The 14,030-nt window shown below is 69.9% G+C and carries 14 protein-coding genes; 7 read left to right on the forward strand and 7 right to left on the reverse strand.

What is annotated here, in order from left to right; genetic code table 11:
- The first annotated feature begins 58 nt into the window (after positions 1-58).
- Entirely contained in the window at positions 59-241 is a 183-nt protein-coding gene (locus ACZ5SK_RS12065; RefSeq protein ID WP_334579273.1) for a hypothetical protein, read from the forward strand.
- A gap of 40 nt (positions 242-281) precedes the next feature.
- On the opposite strand, the gene mscL is transcribed toward ACZ5SK_RS12065, so the two are convergent.
- From mscL to ACZ5SK_RS12095, 6 genes are all read right to left on the reverse strand, one after another.
- Positions 282-749, reverse strand: a complete 468-nt coding sequence (gene mscL, locus ACZ5SK_RS12070) for a large conductance mechanosensitive channel protein MscL (protein WP_361705971.1) — start codon at positions 747-749, stop codon at positions 282-284.
- Between the two features lie 108 nt (positions 750-857).
- The gene (locus tag ACZ5SK_RS12075) at positions 858-1,427 is read right to left on the reverse strand and encodes an RcpC/CpaB family pilus assembly protein (protein WP_443041275.1); all 570 of its coding nucleotides are present in this window, start codon (positions 1,425-1,427) and stop codon (positions 858-860) included.
- A 289-nt stretch (positions 1,428-1,716) separates the two neighbouring features.
- Entirely contained in the window at positions 1,717-2,613 is an 897-nt protein-coding gene (locus ACZ5SK_RS12080) for an S-methyl-5'-thioadenosine phosphorylase (protein ID WP_334579276.1), read from the reverse strand.
- A gap of 77 nt (positions 2,614-2,690) precedes the next feature.
- Complete coding sequence (locus tag ACZ5SK_RS12085; RefSeq protein WP_334579277.1) at positions 2,691-3,023, reverse strand: FmdB family zinc ribbon protein; 333 nt, start codon at positions 3,021-3,023, stop codon at positions 2,691-2,693.
- Positions 3,024-3,091: 68 nt separating this feature from the next.
- On the reverse strand, positions 3,092-4,351 hold the full coding sequence (locus ACZ5SK_RS12090) for an MFS transporter (protein ID WP_468416546.1): 1,260 nt from the start codon (positions 4,349-4,351) through the stop codon (positions 3,092-3,094).
- A 273-nt stretch (positions 4,352-4,624) separates the two neighbouring features.
- Positions 4,625-6,130 carry a potassium/proton antiporter gene (locus tag ACZ5SK_RS12095; RefSeq protein WP_334581302.1) on the reverse strand — a complete coding sequence of 502 codons (1,506 nt, stop codon included), beginning with the start codon at positions 6,128-6,130 and terminating at the stop codon, positions 4,625-4,627.
- Positions 6,131-6,397: 267 nt separating this feature from the next.
- Here ACZ5SK_RS12095 and ACZ5SK_RS12100 point away from each other — a divergent pair, with 267 nt between their 5' ends.
- The gene (locus ACZ5SK_RS12100) at positions 6,398-9,226 is read left to right on the forward strand and encodes a penicillin acylase family protein (RefSeq protein WP_468416545.1); all 2,829 of its coding nucleotides are present in this window, start codon (positions 6,398-6,400) and stop codon (positions 9,224-9,226) included.
- Positions 9,227-9,309: 83 nt separating this feature from the next.
- Here the strand turns inward: ACZ5SK_RS12100 and ACZ5SK_RS12105 are convergent, their stop codons facing one another.
- Positions 9,310-9,924, reverse strand: a complete 615-nt coding sequence (locus tag ACZ5SK_RS12105; RefSeq protein WP_334579280.1) for a 5-formyltetrahydrofolate cyclo-ligase — start codon at positions 9,922-9,924, stop codon at positions 9,310-9,312.
- Positions 9,925-10,039: 115 nt separating this feature from the next.
- Between ACZ5SK_RS12105 and galU the strand changes: the two genes are divergently transcribed.
- From galU to ACZ5SK_RS12130, 5 genes are all read left to right on the forward strand, one after another.
- Positions 10,040-10,951, forward strand: coding sequence for a UTP--glucose-1-phosphate uridylyltransferase GalU (galU, locus tag ACZ5SK_RS12110; protein ID WP_334579281.1), 912 nt, complete (start codon positions 10,040-10,042; stop codon positions 10,949-10,951).
- A complete protein-coding gene (gene glp / locus ACZ5SK_RS12115) occupies positions 10,948-12,273 on the forward strand; it encodes a molybdotransferase-like divisome protein Glp (protein ID WP_334579282.1) in 1,326 nt (441 codons plus the stop codon). Before galU ends, glp begins: the two co-directional genes overlap by 4 nt.
- Positions 12,274-12,335: 62 nt before the next feature.
- A complete protein-coding gene (moaC, locus tag ACZ5SK_RS12120) occupies positions 12,336-12,815 on the forward strand; it encodes a cyclic pyranopterin monophosphate synthase MoaC (RefSeq protein WP_319671112.1) in 480 nt (159 codons plus the stop codon).
- The gene (locus ACZ5SK_RS12125; RefSeq protein ID WP_334579283.1) at positions 12,812-13,330 is read left to right on the forward strand and encodes a MogA/MoaB family molybdenum cofactor biosynthesis protein; all 519 of its coding nucleotides are present in this window, start codon (positions 12,812-12,814) and stop codon (positions 13,328-13,330) included. Before moaC ends, ACZ5SK_RS12125 begins: the two co-directional genes overlap by 4 nt.
- Positions 13,327-13,953, forward strand: a complete 627-nt coding sequence (locus ACZ5SK_RS12130; RefSeq protein WP_443041345.1) for a GNAT family N-acetyltransferase — start codon at positions 13,327-13,329, stop codon at positions 13,951-13,953. The genes ACZ5SK_RS12125 and ACZ5SK_RS12130 overlap by 4 nt, the downstream gene beginning before the upstream one ends.
- Positions 13,954-14,030: the final 77 nt, after the last annotated feature.

A 14,030-nucleotide genomic window follows, 5' to 3' on the forward strand; every position in this document is an offset into this window, starting at 1 on the left:
TTCGGGGCGGGTGGTCCGGCCCTCAACCGGGCCGGCCCCAGGGCCGTACCCTGGAGGCATGAGCACCTCCGCCGGCCCCGAGCCGCGCGCGCCGAAGGCCGCGCTGATCTTCGACGACCCGCTGGACCGGCAGTCCTCGGACGACACCGACCGCGGGTGGGGCGAGCGCCCTGCCTCCGACGGCGACAACGCCGCCGACCTGAGGCGCTTCCTCGACGAGAAGCCGCCCCACCACATCTGAACCCGGAGGGCCGCCCGGCGCAGTACCGTCCGCAGCGTCGCTACCGCTCGCTGTGGCCCGAGCCCCGTCGGGCGACCAGCGCGTCGCGGATCTCCTTGAGGACCTCCAGTTCGGTCACCTCGATGACCTCCTGCGTGCCCTCCTTGGCCTTCCTGCGGGCCTCCACCGTCGCCAGGTACTTCGACATCGGCAGGACCATCAGGAAGTAGACGACCGCCGCGGTGATCACGAACGTGAGCGTCGCGCCGAGGACGGAGCCCCACAGGATCCGCACTCCCGTCGCACTGTCGCCCGTGCCCGTGCAGGGGCCCTTGAGGCAGGAGCTGTAGCTGTCCAGGTTCTTGGTGCCGACCGCTCCGATGACCGGGTTGATGATCCCCTTCACCACCGAGTTGACGATGTTCGTGAAGGCCGCGCCGATCACCACCGCGACTGCCAGATCGACTACGTTCCCGCGCATCAGGAAGGTCTTGAAACCCTGCCAGACGCTTGCCTTCTTTTCGCTCACCTCGGGGACACTCCTCACATGTACAGGTTGTGGAACAAACAGCTCCGCAACCTACGTCAGTGCGACGCGCCCGTGTCTCCTTGGGTAGCTCGAACGAGGGACTTGACTTCACCACAGAGTCACCGCCAGCTGAGCCGTCGCGCTCGCACCCGCCAGGCGCGCCGCAGTGGACCGGGGCACCGAGAGGACGACCAGCGCACCGCCGTCGGCGGCGCCCGCCGAGGTGTCCAGAGGCTCCGGCACCTTTGTCACGAGCGCCCCGCGCGCGACCACATGGGCGTCGCCGCCCACGCCATCGCCCATGCCCCCACCGCTGCCCGACGCCGTGTGCTCGGCGACGGCGAGGATGTCGACCCGGTCACCGGGCCGCAGGAGCCCGACGGTGGCCGCGTCGGCGATCCGCACCGGCGCCGTCACCTTCTCCGCGGCGCGCGGATCAGACGCAGGGGCGCGCACCGGCGTCTGCGCGCGGGCGTACGAGCCCTGGCTCGCCTTCCCGCTCCCGCCCGCGCCTCTGTCTGAATGTCCGCTCGCCGGACCGCCGACCCGTGGGCCGGCCGCCACGAGGGCGGCGGCGGTGATGGCGAGACCGATCGCGAGGGCCCGTCGCCGGCTCCGCACGAGCCGTTGCAGCCGGTACCGCCCGCCGCGGACCCGCACGGGAGCGAAGGACGGCACCTCGCACGTGGCCGGAGCGTCCGCACCGGCTGGGTACGCCGCGGACGTGCGCGGAAGAGGCGGCTGCGGAGCGAGGGGAGAGGGACGACTGTGAGGAGCGGGAGGAGGGAGTGGAGCGGGAGGGGCGAGTGGAGACGTTCGGGCGGGGAAGGGGTCGGACATGGGATCACCACCTGCGACGAGGGACGGACTTGCGAAACCACGATGAGACTTCGCGCCGCCGCTCGCCGGAGCCGGTGGACTACCGACGGGTTGTGGACAACTCCTTCACCCGAACGAGGAGTTCCGCCTATGGCAGCTCGAACCCCGGGTTCAGTCCGCCCAGCGCGTTCGTGCACAGGCAGTCCCGCTCCTCGTTCGAGGGCAGTGCGGCCACAGCGTCGAACAGGACGCCTCGTAGCCGGTCCACGTTCGCCGCGAACACCTGCAGGACTTCCTCGTGGGACACGCCCTCACCGCTCTCGGCACCCGCGTCCAAATCGGTGACCAGGGTCAACGACGTGTAGCAGAGCTCGAGTTCTCGGGCGAGCGCGGCCTCCGGATGGCCCGTCATACCCACCACCGCCCAGCCCTGCGCCTGATGCCACAGCGACTCGGCGCGGGTCGAGAACCGCGGCCCCTCGATCACGACCAGTGTCCCGCCGTCCACCGGCTCCCACTCCCGCCCGCGCGCCGCCTTCAGCGCAGCCGAGCGTCCGGCGGGGCAGTAGGGGTCGGCCAGGGACACGTGCACCACGTTGGGCACGGTGCCGTCGGGCAGGGGCAGCCCGTCGAAGTATGTCCCGACCCGCGACTTCGTGCGGTCCACCAACTGATCGGGCACGAGCAGCGTGCCGGGTCCGTACTCGGGGCGCAGGCCGCCCACCGCGCACGGACCGAGGACCTGGCGCACCCCGAGCGAACGCAGCGCCCACAGGTTGGCCCGGTAGTTGATGCGGTGGGGCGGCAGATGGTGGCCGCGCCCGTGCCGGGGCAGGAAGGCGACCCGCCGGCCGGCGATCTTGCCGAGGAAGAGGGAGTCGCTGGGCGGTCCGTAGGGGGTGTCGACCTGGATTTCGGTCACGTCGTCGAGGAACGCGTAGAAGCCGGACCCGCCGATCACGCCGATCTCAGCGTTCGCCTCGATCTCTGCGCTCGCCCCGAAGTCTGTGTTCGCCCCGGGCTCCGTGCCCGCCTTGTTCGCCATGTCCCGCACCCTAACTGCCGTCGAGAACGCCGAAGACCCCGCCGTCGGTTGACGACAGGGTCCCGTAAGAAGTGGCCTTACGCGGCGGAGCTGTTGCCGGTCGAGGTGCCGGTGCTCGACGACTTCGAGTCCGAAGAGGTCGAGGACGTCGAGGTCGAGCTCGACGACTTCGCGTCGGAACCGGACGTCGACGACTTCGACGCGGACGACGCCGGGGAGCTGCTCGACGAGGAGCCGCGGCTGTCGTTGCGGTAGAAACCGGACCCCTTGAAGACGATGCCGACCGCGGAGAACACCTTCTTGAGGCGGCCACCGCAGTTGGGGCACTCGGTCAGGGCGTCGTCGGTGAACTTCTGCACCGCCTCGAGGCCCTCGCCGCACTCGGTGCACTGGTACTGGTAGGTCGGCACTTGTCTTCCTCCTGGCACTCTCACTCAGTGAGTGCTAACGACGGTCTATCTTGACGCATTCCCGAGCATCAGTCCACTGTCACCGGCACGCGGTGACCGACGCCACGTGCGACGGTACGCGCGCGTGGGCGCGTCTCCAGCCGCGAACGCAGCGCCAGCAGGACCGCCAGCGCCGCCACTGTGCCGCCCATCGGCACCAGGAAACCGGCGCCGCCCCAGAAGTGGTCCTCCAACTGCCCGGCGATCGTGACGGCCGCAGCCTGCCCGAGCGCCACCGCGCCCGTCAGCCAGGTGAACGCCTCCGTGCGGGCCCCGGCCGGGACGAGGCCCTCGACCAGGGTGTAGCCGGTGATCAGTGCGGGCGCGATGCACATGCCGACCAGGAGGCCGAGGCCCGCCAGCACGAGCACCGAGTGTGCGGCCCACAGGCCGGAGGCGACGAGGGCCAGCGCGGTGTAGGCGACGACGAGGCGTCGCCGCGGGGAGGTCTTCCAGGCGATCGCGCCGCAGACCAGGCCGGAGAGCATGTTGCCGGCGGCGAAAGTGCCGTAGAGGACGCCGTTCAGGCCGGGCTCGCCGATCGATTCGGTGAACGCGGCCAACGAGACCTGCATGCCGCCGAAGACGGAACCGATGCCCAGGAAGACCACGATCAGCACGCGCACCCCGGGGACGCGCAGCGCCGAGGCGTGCTCCACGCGCGCGTGCCCGACGGCGACCTGGGGCTGCGTGCCCTTCTGCGCGGCGAACAGCAGACCGCCGAACAGGGTCAGCGAGGCCTCGGTGATGAGACCGGCGGCCGGGTTCACGGCGGTGCACAGGGCGGTCGCCAGCAGCGGGCCGAAGACGAAGGTGAGCTCGTCGGTGACGGACTCGAAGGCCGCCGCGGTGGTCATCAGGGGTGAGTTTTTCAGCTTCACGCCCCAGCGGGCCCGCACCATCGGCCCGATCTGCGGCACGGACGCGCCTGTGGGCACGGCCGCCGCGAACAGCGCCCACAGGGGCGCGTGAGCGAGGGCGAGGGACGTGAGGGTGAGGCCGGAGAGCGTGTGCACGAGCACGCCGGGGACAAGTACGGCGCGCTGGCCGTAGCGGTCGGCGAGACGGCCGCTGTAGGGGGCGCACAGTGCCATGGAGACGCCGGTGACGGCCGCGGCGGCGCCGGCCGCGCCGTAGGAGCCGGTGGTGTGCTGCACCAGCAGCACGATGGAGATGGTGAGCATCGCGAACGGCTGGCGTGCCGCGAAGCCGGGGAGCAGGAACGTCCAGGCACCGCGGGTGCGCAGCAGCTGTCCGTATCCCGGGCGGGAGGTGACCGTGGATGCCACGGCCCGTGCCTTTCTGCCGCCTGGTAGCGCGGCCCACATGGGGCCGGGGCGCCGAGAGCTGTCCTCTTGCGCGGACTGCGGTAGATGCCGGCACTCACTGCGGAGGGCTTCTCGGCCGCCATACGGTCGCGCCAGCACTGCGTCAGGCAGAGTTGGTCGATCAGAATGCGCCTTCATCGTACAGGGATCAACGCCTGGTGTACCTGTGAAAACGAGCACGACGGGCGCGTTCACCTGCATTTGGCGGGAGGGTGAACTGTACGAAACATACCCTTAACGGCCCGCGCCGGTGCTGCCCGTCCCGAGCCACCCGGCCAGCTTGCCGCCGTGGCCCACCGCGCGGAGCCGTTGTTCCGCAGCGTCCCGGACGGGATCGGTGGCGACGACGAGCAGCTCGTCCCCGTGCCGCAGTACCGTCGCCGGCAGAGGAACAAACGATTTTCCATCCCTTACGACGAGGGTCACGGCAGCCCCGGCCGGCAGCCTCAGCTCGTTGACCTCGACGCCGTGCATCTTCGACCCCTCGGGGATCGCGACCGACAGCAGGTGCCCGCGCAGCCGCTCCAGGGGCGCCGACTCGACGCCCAGGTCGGCTGCCTCGGGCTCCCCGCCCAGCCGCAGCTTGCGTGCCAGCCAGGGCAGCGTCGGTCCCTGGACCAGGGTGTAGACGACGACCAGGACGAAGACGATGTTGAAGATGCGGCGGCTTTCCTCGACGCCGTTCACCATGGGGATCGTCGCCAGGATGATGGGCACGGCGCCGCGCAGCCCGGCCCAGGACATCAGCGTCTGCTCCTGCCATGGCACCCGGAACGGTGTGAGGCAGAGCATGACGCTGAGTGGTCGGGCCACCATCGTGAGCACGAGACCGATGACGAGGGCGGGCAGGACGTCGTCGCCCAGCTCGTGCGGGGTCACCAGGAGGCCGAGCAGTACGAACATGCCGATCTGGGCGATCCAGCCGAGGCCGTCGGCGAACCCGCGCGTGGCAGGCCAGTGCGGCAGTTTCGCGTTGCCCATGACCATCGAGGCGAGGTAGACGCCCAGGAAGCCGCTGCCGTGCGCCAGTGAGCCCGCCGCGTACGCGGTGACGGCGATCGCCATGACGGCGATCGGGTAGAGGCCGGAGGCGGGCAGCGCGACGTGCCTGAGACCCCAGGAGCCCAGCCAGCCGACCGCGAGGCCGATGGCGGCGCCGATGGCCAGCTCCAGGGCTATCTCGCCCACCAGCACGTACCAGTGCTCGACAGGGCCCGCCGTGGAGAAGGCGACCACCAGGATGACCACCGGGGCGTCGTTGAAGCCGGACTCGGCCTCCAGGGTGCCCGTCACGCGCGCGGGCAGGGGGATCTTGCGCAGGACGGAGAAGACCGCCGCCGCGTCCGTCGAGGACACCACCGCGCCGATGATCAGCGCCTGCCGCCATTCCAGCCCCACCACGAAGTGCGCGGCCATGGCGGTGACGCCGACACTCACCGCGACGCCGGCCAGCGCCAGCGCGGTGGCGGACGGCAGGGCCGGCTCGATCTCCTTCCACTTCGTGCCGAGACCGCCCTCGGCGAGGATCACGACCAGGGCGGCGTAGCCGATGACCTGGGTCAGCTCGGCGTTGTCGAAGTGGATGTCGCCGATGCCGTCCTGGCCCATGGCGATGCCGATCCCCAGGTACACGAGCAGGCTGGGGAGCCCGCTGCGCGAGGAGATCCGGACCGCTGCGACGGCGACGAGCAGGACGAGCGAGCAGACGAGCAGGAGCTGGTTGAGGTGGTGGACAGTCAGCGGCGGTTCCCTTCACCGGCGTGCGCGCCTCGCGTACGGGCGCACACGTGCATCGGATACATCGGACACGAAGCGGCACGCTCCGGACCCAACTACTTCGTTACCTTACCTAACTCTTGACGATTTCTTGACGCTCGCCGAGGCAGGATCGAACATCCTTCCGTGCTGGTACCCGACTCCGCGTCAAGTGGCGCGAGGCCCTGCGCCTATGGTTGCTCCAGCACTCCAGGACCGCCTGCCGCTCGCGTTAGGACAGCAAGGACAGCGATGCCCCCCAACACCACCGCCACATCGGGTGACAAGCCCGGCAAGTCCGGCAGGAAGAAGGGGCGCAAAGCCCGTTTGATCGTGCTTGTGCTGGTGCTGGCCATCATCGGAGGCATCGCGTACGGCGCCTACTGGTCCATCAGCACCGTCCGCGCGTCCTTCCCGCAGACCAAGGGTTCGATCACACTCGAGGGCCTCTCCGGGCCCGTCGACGTGAAACGGGACGGCTACGGCATCCCGCAGATCTACGCGGATTCCGACGAGGATCTGTTCATGGCGCAGGGCTACGTCCAGGCGCAGGACCGGTTCTACGAGATGGACGTCCGCCGGCACATGACGTCCGGACGCCTGTCGGAGATGTTCGGCAAGGGCCAGGTCGACAACGACGAGTTCCTGCGCACTTTGGGCTGGGACCGCGTAGCCCAGCAGGAGTACGACACCAAGCTGAAGCCCGCCACCAAGAAGTACCTCCAGGCGTACGCCAAGGGAGTCAACGCCTACCTCAAGGGCAAGGACGGCGCGGACATCTCCCTGGAGTACGCGGCCCTGGGCTTCACCAACGACTACAAGCCCGCCGAGTGGACCCCGGTCGACTCGGTCTCCTGGCTGAAGGCGATGGCCTGGGACCTGCGCGGCAACATGCAGGACGAGATCGACCGCGCCCTGATGACCAGCCGTCTCGGCCCGCAGCAGATCGCCGAGCTGTACCCGCAGTATCCGTACGACCGCAACCAGGCGATCGTCCAGGACGGCGAGTACGACGAGCTGACCAAGACGTTCAAGCAGAGCGACGGCGACACCGGCAGTGGGGGCAGCTCGGACGGCGGCTCCACGGGCGGCTCCACGGGCGGCAGCACGGATGGCAGCACAGGCGGCGGCGCCACTGGCGGCAGGGGAACGTCGAACGGGTCGGGCTCGGCCCTGCAGAGCCAGCTCTCGGGCCTCTACAACGTCCTGGACGACCTGCCCACGGCCGTCGGCGTGAACGGCAACGGCATCGGCTCCAACTCCTGGGTCGTCGCGGGGAAGTACACGATCACCAAAAAGCCGCTGCTGGCCAACGACCCGCACCTGTCGGCCTCGCTGCCGTCCGTCTGGTACCAGATGGGCCTGCACTGCCGCACCGTGTCGGCCAAGTGCCAGTACGACGTCTCCGGCTACACCTTCGCGGGCATGCCCGGTGTGATAATCGGCCACAATCAGACGATCTCCTGGGGCATGACCAACTCGGGCGTCGACGTGACCGACCTCTACCTGGAGAAGCTCTCCGGGAACGACGGTTACATCTACAACAAGAAGGTCAAGCCCTTCACCACGCGTGAGGAGACCATCAAGGTCGCCGGCGGCACGTCCAAGAAGATCGTCGTCCGGCAGACGGAGGACGGGATGCCCCTGCTGTCCGACCGTGACGACGAGCTCGTCAACGTCGGCAAGAAGGCCACCGTCGACACCGCGGCGCCCGACCGCGGCGACGGTTACGGCGTCGCCCTGAAGTGGACCGCTCTGGAACCGGGCAACTCCATGGACGCCGTCTTCGCCATGAACAAGGCGAAGGACTGGGACAGCTTCCGCGCTGCGGCCAAGCTCTTCGACGTGCCCTCGCAGAACCTCGTCTACGCCGACACCGCGAACCACATCGGCTACCAGCTGCCCGGAAAGATCCCCACGCGTGCGAAGGGCCTCGACGGCTCGATCCCCGCGCCCGGCTGGGACTCCAGGTACAAGTGGACCGGCTACATCGCCTTCGACGAGCTGCCCTACGAGTACGACCCCGCGCGCGGGTACATCGTCACCGCCAACCAGGCCGTCGTCGACAAGGACAAGTACCCCTACACGCTCACCACGGACTGGGGCTACGGGGCGCGCAGCCAGCGGATCACCGACCTGATCAAGGGCAAGATCAAGGGCGGCGGCAAGATCTCCACCGATGACATGCGGCAGATGCAGCTGGACAACGACAGCCAGATCGCCCGGCTGCTCGTGCCCACCCTGCTGAAGATCAACCTGGACGACCCGGACGTCCGCGAGGCGCAGAAGCTGCTGCAGGGCTGGGGCTACACCCAGGACGCCGACTCGGCGGCGGCCGCCTACTTCAACGCGGTCTGGCGCAACATCCTCAAGCTGGCCTTCGGCAACAAGCTGCCCAAGGAGCTGCGCGTCGAGGGGCAGTGCCTGTGGGTCGACCCGGTCAACAGCACCGGCCCGGTCGACGACACCGACAAGGTCCGCGAGTGCGGTGAGCGCGACGCCGACCAGGCGCAGCCGGACGGCGGCGACCGCTGGTTCGAGGTCGTGCGCAACCTCATGCAGAAGACCGACAGCGAGTGGTGGACGACGCCCAAGTCGGTCAGCGGCCGCCCCGGCGCCGACCACAACCGCGACAAGCTGTTCGCGCGGGCCCTGATCGACGCCCGCTGGGAGCTGACCGCCAAGCTCGGCAAGGACATCGACACCTGGAGCTGGGGGCGGCTGCACCGCCTGTTCCTGAAGAACCAGACGCTGGGCACCAGCGGCCCCGGCTTCCTGCAGTACATCCTCAACCGCGGCCCCTGGAAGCTCGGGGGCGGGGAGGCGACGGTCAACGCGACGGGCTGGAACGCGGCCGGCGGCTATGGCGTCGTGTGGGTGCCGTCGATGCGGATGGTGGTCAACCTCGACGACCTCGACAAGTCGAAGTGGATCAACCTCAGCGGCGCTTCGGGGCACGCCTTCAGCGCCCACTACACCGACCAGACGGGCAAGTGGGCCAACGGTGAGCTGCTCGACTGGTCCTTCTCGAAGAAGGCGGTCGACGACAGCACCAGCGACACCCTGGTCCTCAAGCCTTGAGCGACCGCCCGGTGAAGGGGGCCCTCCACGCGCGCGTGGAGGGCCCCCTTCACCTTCTCCCGTTGCCCAGGAAGGCGGGTGCCTCAGGTGAAGCGACGCACTGCCGAGGGCGTCACCACCGCGTGCACCGGTCGGTCGTGCGGCTCCACCAGGACCTGCTCGACGACCTCGCTGTCGTAGAGAAGCACCACCAGGGAGGGACGCGCGTCGGAGTCCGCCAGCCGGGCCAGTACACGGTCGTACGACCCTCCGCCGCGGCCCAGCCGCATGCCGCGCTCGTCGACCGCCAGCCCCGGCAGCAGCACCACGTCGGCATCCGTCACGGCGTCCGGGCCGAGGCGCTCGCCGGACGGCTCCAGGAGGGCCATCTTCCCGCCGTGCCGGACCCGCGCGAGGGAGTCCTCGCCGGTGTAGGCGCCCCAGTCGAGGTCGTTGTCGGGCAGGAGCACGGGGAGCAGGACACGTACGCCCCGCCCGCGCAGCGCGTCCAGCAGCGCCAGGGTGCCGGGTTCGGTGCCCACGGAGACGTACGCCGCCACTACGCGCGCGTGCGTCAACTCGGGCAGCTCCAGGGCGCGGGCGGCCAGTGCGATGCCCGCCCGGTGCACGTCGTCCGACGTCAACCTGTTCCTCACGGCGAGGAGCTCTCGCCGCAACGTAGCTTTGTCAGGCTCCTGTACGCCTTCAAGGTGACTCATATGTCGCTCCCGCATCGCTCCCGCACTCCTCCCGCACCATTCCAACGCGGTCATATGATCATGAATTAACCGGAGCTACAGATTTCTCTCAAAGTCACCGGATAAGGTTGCCGCCATGACTCAGTCGCACCCCAGGATCAGCAAGGCTGTCATCCCCGCAGCCGGTCTCGGTACCCGGTTCCTGCCGGCCACCAAGGCCACTCCCAAGGAGATGCTGCCCGTCGTGGACAAGCCGGCTATCCAGTACGTGGTCGAGGAGGCCGTCTCCGCGGGGCTCGACGACGTCCTCATGGTCACGGGTCGCAACAAGCGTCCCCTGGAGGACCACTTCGACCGCAACTACGAGCTCGAGTCGGCGCTGCAGAAGAAGGGCGACGCCGCCAGGCTCGCCAAGGTCCAGCAGTCCAGCGACCTCGCGACGATGCACTACGTGCGACAGGGCGACCCCAAAGGTCTCGGACACGCGGTGCTGTGCGCGGCCCCGCACGTCGGACAAGAGCCGTTCGCCGTCCTCCTGGGGGATGACCTGATCGACCCCCGCGACCCGCTGCTTCAGCGGATGATCGAGGTCCAGGAACGGCACGGCGGCAGCGTCGTCGCGCTCATGGAGGTCGCCCCCGCGCAGATCCACCTCTACGGCTGCGCGGCCGTCGAGCCCACCGCACAAGGCGACGTGGTCAAGGTGACCGGCCTCGTCGAGAAGCCGGACCCGGCGGACGCCCCGTCGAACTACGCGATCATCGGACGCTACGTCCTCGACCCGAGCGTGTTCGGCATACTCCGCCAGACCGAGCCCGGCCGCGGCGGCGAGATCCAACTCACCGACGCCCTCCAGCAGCTCGCCCAGGACGAGAAGGTCGGCGGACCCGTCCACGGCGTCGTCTTCAAGGGACGGCGCTACGACACCGGCGACCGCGGCGACTATCTGCGTGCCATTGTCAGACTCGCGTGCGAACGTGAAGATCTGGGTCCGGACTTCCGGTCCTGGCTTCGCAGTTACGTCACCGAGGAGATGCAGCCACTTTGAGCACCGCCGCACCCCGCCCCGCCGACCAGGACCGCCTCTGGTCGGTGGACGAACACCTGGCGGACATCCTCGCCGCCGTCCGCCCCCTGGAACCCATCGAGCTCCAACTGCCCGACGCCCAGGGCTGCGTCCTCGTCGAGGACGTCACGGTGCCGGTCTCGCTGCCGCCCTTCGACAACAGCTCGATGGACGGGTACGCGGTGCGGGTCGCGGATGTCGCGGGCGCGAGCGAGGAGTTCCCGGCGGCCCTGGACGTCGTCGGGGACGTCGCGGCGGGACAGCAGGCCGACCTGCTGTACGTGGGACCGGGGCAGGCCGCCCGGATCATGACGGGCGCCCCGCTCCCGTCCGGCGCCGAGGCCGTCGTCCCTGTGGAGTGGACCGACGGCGGGCTCGGCGAGGGCCCCGTCACCGGGATGCGCGCCCGCAGCCTCGCGCCCGAGCAGGCCTCGGGGCACGTGCGCGTCTACCGGCCCGCCGAGGCACGCGCGCACGTGCGCGCGAAGGGCAGCGACGTGAAGGCCGGCGACCGCGCCCTCGACGCCGGAACCGTCCTCGGCCCGCCGCAGATCGCCCTGCTCGCCGCGATCGGACGCGGCACTGTACGCGTGCGCCCGCGCCCGCGCGTGGTCGTCATGTCCACCGGCAGCGAACTCGTCCAGCCCGGCGAGGAACTGGGCAGCGGCCAGATCTACGACTCCAACAGCTTCGCCCTCACCGCGGCGGCACGCGACGCCGGCGCCATCGCCTACCGGGTCGGCGCGGTCGCCGACGACGCCGACACCCTCCGCTCCACCATCGAGGACCAGCTCGTCCGCGCCGACCTCGTCGTCACCACCGGCGGTGTGAGCGTGGGGGCCTACGACGTCGTCAAGGAGGCGCTGGAGCACGTCGGCGACGAGGACGAGGCGGGCAGCGGCATCGCGTTCCGCAAGCTCGCCATGCAGCCGGGCAAGCCTCAGGGCTTCGGCTCCATCGGCCCCGACCACACCCCCCTGCTGGCCCTGCCCGGCAACCCGGTGTCGTCGTACGTCTCCTTCGAACTGTTCGTCCGCCCCGCCATCCGCACACTCATGGGCCTCGACGACGTCCACCGGCCCACCACGCGCGCGAAGCTGACCGCCGAGAAGGCGCTGACCTCGCCGAAGGGCCGCCGACAGTTCTTGCGCGCCACCTATGCCGACGGCGCCGTCAGCCCGGTCGGCGGCGTCGGCTCCCATCTGATCGCGGCCCTCGCGCACGCCGACTCGCTGATCGTCGTCCCCGAGGATGCGGAGTGCGTCGAGCCCGGCACCGAGGTCGACGTGGTCCTCCTCGGCTGAGCACGCCTGGTTGGGGGTACCGTGTCGCGCACAACAGGCCCGACCGGGAGCGCCGACAGAGCATGAGTACGCAGGACCGACTGACGCACATCGACGACGCGGGCGCGGCCCGCATGGTCGACGTATCCGGCAAGGACATCACCGCGCGCACCGCGCGGGCCAGCGGCCGTGTCCTCGTCTCACCCCAGGTGGTCGAGCTGCTGCGAGGCGAGGGGGTACCCAAGGGTGACGCCCTCGCCACCGCGCGGATCGCGGGCATCATGGGCGCCAAACGCACCCCCGACCTCATCCCGCTGTGCCACCCGTTGTCGGTCTCCGGTGTGAAACTGGACCTGTCGGTCGCGGACGACGCCGTGGAGATCACCGCCACGGTGAAGACGACGGACCGCACGGGCGTCGAGATGGAGGCCCTCACCGCGGTCTCCGTCGCCGCGCTCACCGTGATCGACATGGTCAAGGCGGTCGACAAGGGAGCGGTCATCACGGACGTGCGCGTGGAGGAGAAGACGGGCGGCAAGTCGGGCGACTGGAGCCGGGCATGACAACGGCTGTCGGGTACCGGGCGCTCGTCGTGACCGCCTCCAACCGGGCCGCCGCCGGGGTCTACGAGGACAACGGCGGCCCGCTGGTCGCGGACGGCCTCAAGCGGTTCGGCTTCGCCGTGGACGGGCCGCAGGTCGTCCCCGACGGCGCCCCGGTCGAGGCGGCGCTGCGGGCGGGCGCCGAGGCCGGCTACGACGTCATCGTGACCACCGGCGGCACCGGCATCTCGCCCACCGACCGCACCCCCGAGGCGACGCGCAGCGTGATCGACCACGAGGTGCCGGGGATTCCCGAGGCGATCCGCGCCTACGGCCGGGAGAAGGTGCCGACCTCGGCGCTCTCCCGGGGCCTGGCCGGGGTCGCGGGCCGCACCCTGATCGTCAACCTGCCCGGCTCCACCGGCGGGGTGAAGGACGGTCTCGCCGTCCTGGAACCCCTGCTGATCCATGCCGTCGACCAGATCCGCGGCGGTGACCACCCCAGACCCGGGGCCGGCCCGGGGGGTGCGAGCTGAACAGCGCATCCTGGCCCGTGGAGCTCGCGGAGGGCGACATCGTCCTGCGGCCGATAAAGCTGCGCGACCAGCGGGCCTGGCGCGAGGTCAACCGGCGCAACCGGGACTGGCTGCGCCCCTGGGAGGCGACCATCCCGCCGCCCGCGCCGAGCGGGCCGATCGCGCACCGGCCGACCTACCGCCAGATGGTCCGGCACCTGCGGGCCGAGGCGAACGCCGGGCGGATGCTGCCGTTCGTCATCGAGTACCAGGGGCGGCTCGTCGGGCAGTTGACGGTGGCCGGGATCACCTGGGGGTCGATGTGCTCGGGGCACGTCGGCTACTGGGTGGACGAGTCGGTGGCCGGCCGCGGGGTGATGCCGACGGCGGTGGCGCTCGTCGTGGACCACTGTTTCCGGACCGTCGGACTGCACCGCATCGAGGTCTGCATTCGCCCCGAGAACGGCCCCAGCCGCCGGGTCGTGGAGAAACTCGGATTCCGTGAGGAAGGGCTGCGGCCGCGCTATCTCCACATCGACGGCGCCTGGCGCGACCATCTCGTCTTCGCGCTCACCGCGGAGGAGGTCCCGGAAGGCCTGCTGAGCAGGTGGCGGCGAGCGCGCTCGCGGAACGCGTCCAATTGAAAAAACGTGTCGAATAAGCGTTCGAAAATGATCGGTTGATCGCATCGGTCGCAAAAAAAGCTCGAAATATCAGCCAG

The sequence above is a fragment of the Streptomyces sp. NPDC031474 genome, from assembly GCF_055581185.1.

Bases quoted from the DNA above. Each gene is read 5' to 3' on its own strand.
- ACZ5SK_RS12065 (WP_334579273.1), top strand. From the start codon at position 59: ATGAGCACCTCCGCCGGCCCCGAGCCGCGCGCGCCGAAGGCCGCGCTG.
- ACZ5SK_RS12080 (WP_334579276.1), bottom strand. From the start codon at position 2,613: ATGGCGAACAAGGCGGGCACGGAGCCCGGGGCGAACACAGACTTCGGG.
- ACZ5SK_RS12100 (WP_468416545.1), top strand. From the start codon at position 6,398: ATGCCCCCCAACACCACCGCCACATCGGGTGACAAGCCCGGCAAGTCC.
- ACZ5SK_RS12105 (WP_334579280.1), bottom strand. From the start codon at position 9,924: ATGAGTCACCTTGAAGGCGTACAGGAGCCTGACAAAGCTACGTTGCGG.
- galU (WP_334579281.1), top strand. From the start codon at position 10,040: ATGACTCAGTCGCACCCCAGGATCAGCAAGGCTGTCATCCCCGCAGCC.
- moaC (WP_319671112.1), top strand. From the start codon at position 12,336: ATGAGTACGCAGGACCGACTGACGCACATCGACGACGCGGGCGCGGCC.
- ACZ5SK_RS12125 (WP_334579283.1), top strand. From the start codon at position 12,812: ATGACAACGGCTGTCGGGTACCGGGCGCTCGTCGTGACCGCCTCCAAC.